Source organism: Oleiphilus sp. HI0066 (assembly GCF_001635725.1).
Genome location: NZ_LWFH01000997.1, coordinates 1 through 2,111, shown reverse-complemented (window position 1 = coordinate 2,111; position 2,111 = coordinate 1). Strand labels below are relative to the sequence as shown.

The 2,111-nt window shown below is 50.1% G+C and carries 1 protein-coding gene; it reads right to left on the bottom strand.

Features of this window, described 5'->3' with window-relative positions; genetic code table 11:
- The coding region (locus A3738_RS11260) for a VCBS domain-containing protein (RefSeq protein WP_082890033.1) at positions 1-2,111 on the bottom strand (2,111 nt) is incomplete at both ends.

The following is a 2,111-nucleotide window of genomic DNA, read 5'->3' as shown; positions in this document are numbered from 1 at the left end:
CAAGTGTTGATAGGCGCTGTGACTGGGATCAAAGGTGTACGACCCGTCGGCATTTAGCGTAAAACCGTCTATGGTCGGTGCGGTGTAGGTGGCCGTTTCATGGGCATCGGCATCAGTTGAGGTAATGTTGCCAGAGATCACACTGCCATCTTCAGCCGCACTCTGTGCTTGAATATGGTTGAGCACCGGATTATCGTTGGTGCCTGTCAGCGTGATTACCAAATTCTGGGTGTCGGTCCCACCACTGCCATCTGTCACAGTAACTGGGATGGTGATGGTTTGCGTGTCGTCTTTTGCTAAACCATTGTAAGCTGCATTGCTTGGGTCAAAGCTGTATGTACCATTTGAGTTGAGTGTAAATCCAGCGACATTTGCAGTAGTTGTGTAGGCCGCAGTGTCACCCGAATCGACATCCGTTGAGGTAATGGAGCCCTGAGTCATCGTTGCGTCGCCCTCAGTGGCGGTGCGCGCCGTAATGGTATTGATCACAGGGTCATCATTGCTACCGCTAATGGTCACAACGATGTTATGTGTCGTACCGTCTGCGCTTTGTACTTGAATAGTGTCAGTCAGGCTATTAGTCGTGCCAGAACTACTTGTACCAAGGGCTTGTACATCCGCATTGTTGTTATCGAGGTCATACGTCCAGCTGCCGTTAGAGCTTAAATGCAACACACCATGTGCGGTCGTAATATCACCATCCTGAAAGTGAGCTTGTCCGTCATCTTTATCAGTGATGCTCAAGCTGCCTGTTGCTTGCAGCGTTGTTTCTTCGGTAACAGAGCCTGAGTCCGTGCCACCAATGACTGCGGCATCCGCGGTTCCATGAACTGTGATAACGAGATTCTGCGTGTCAGAAACACCGTCTTGGTCAGTCACCGTAATAGGGATAGTGACGGTTTGGTCTGTACCTGCGGCCAAGTGTTGATAGGCGCTGTGACTGGGATCAAAGGTGTACGACCCGTCGGCATTTAGCGTAAAACCGTCTATGGTCGGTGCGGTGTAGGTGGCCGTTTCATGGGCATCGGCATCAGTTGAGGTAATGTTGCCAGAGATCACACTGCCATCTTCAGTCGCACTCTGGGCTTGGATCTGATCCAGGACAGGCGCATCGTTAGTCCCGGTTAAGGTGATGACAAGATTTTTCGTGTCACTAGCTCCAGCCAAATCTGTAAGAGTTACCGGAATTGTAATTGTTTGCACATCGCCTTGGGCTAAATGATTGTAGCTGCTGTGACTGGAGTCAAAGCTATAGCTACCATCTTGTTTCAGCACAAAACCGTCGACACTCGGGGAAGAAAAGCTAACTCGGTCGTGGTTATCTATTTCATGGACAAAGATTGTTCCTGTTGTTAGCGTCGTATCGCCTTCATGTGCTGCTTGAGCTGTAATAGAGGTGATCTCCGGCGCATCGTTAGTGCCCGTCACGTCAATCGTTATCGTTTGCTGTACCGGTGTGCCGCTGCTGTCTGTGGCCGTGACAGTAAAGTGTTCTGTCACCTGTTGATTGGCATCTAGGATATCTGTCGCATGGCTTGTATTGTCCAGTTGATAATGCCACTGTCCCTGTTGATCAATACTCAACTGACCATAGCGGCCCTGCCCCTGAACCACTTGCCAGCTGAGGGTATCGCCCGTGTCTGGATCGGTTACGTTTAACGTACCAGTGGCATCGGCATTGCCACTGGTTCCATCGCCCGCCTCTATTACAGCACCGGTGCTAGTCCCCGCAATTACCGGCAAGTCATTGCTGCCGGTCAAGGTAATATTAAGTTGATGTGCAGTGCCGTCTGCCGTGTGAACGGTTAATAATTCATGCTCTACTTGTCCTGCTAATAGCGATTGAGACTTGGCTCCGTCAAGTGTGTAAGACCAGTTACCACTTACATCAATATGTGCAGTACCAAATGTGCCCACAATCGTTTCTGGTTTAAAGCTAGACTCGCCATCATCTTTATCAACGATATGTAATTGGCCGGTTGTTAATTGACCACTATCTTCAACCACTTGTCCTGTCGACACGCCACTAATCGTCGCCGCATCATTCGTGCCGGTAATCGTGATGCTTGACGTCTGTGCAGTAGCCCCACCACGCGAATCGTTCACCTGAT